Annotated in this window: 1 protein-coding gene; it reads left to right on the forward strand. The window is 54.1% G+C overall.

Annotated elements, in window-relative coordinates:
* Positions 1-462 (forward strand): IS3 family transposase (locus tag NLX68_RS26405; protein ID WP_254286429.1); only part of this gene is annotated, 462 nt, incomplete at its 5' end.
* Positions 463-490: the final 28 nt, after the last annotated feature.

Below are 490 nucleotides of genomic sequence, written 5' to 3' on the forward strand. Positions count from 1 at the left end.
GACGTTACTGAGTTCAAGGTGGCCCAGCAGAAGCTCTACCTCTCGCCGGTCATGGACTTGTACAACGGCGAAATCGTGGCCTACGAAACGGCCAGCAGGCCCTGCTACAAACTGGTTGGTGACATGCTGAACAAGGCCTTGGAGCGACTGCCAGACGAGCCCAGACTGGTAATGCACTCTGACCAGGGCTGGCACTATCAACAACTGCAGTACCGGCACACGCTGAAGGCGCATGGGGTAAAGCAAAGCATGTCGCGCAAAGGCAATTGCCTTGATAACGCTGCGATGGAGAGCTTCTTTGGCACGCTCAAGTCTGAGTTTTTTTACCTGAAACGGTTCGAGAGCATCGAAGAACTCAAGGCGGGTCTGGATGAGTACATCCACTACTACAACCATGACCGAATCAAGCTGAAGCTCAATGGCCTGAGCCCTGTCGACTACAGGGCTCAGGCTGCTGGTTAATACTGTCCAACTTTAGGGGGGCAGTCCA

It is taken from the genome of Pseudomonas sp. SBB6 (assembly GCF_024213215.1).
In the GTDB taxonomy this organism is placed as follows: Bacteria; Pseudomonadota; Gammaproteobacteria; order Pseudomonadales; family Pseudomonadaceae; genus Aquipseudomonas; species Aquipseudomonas donghuensis.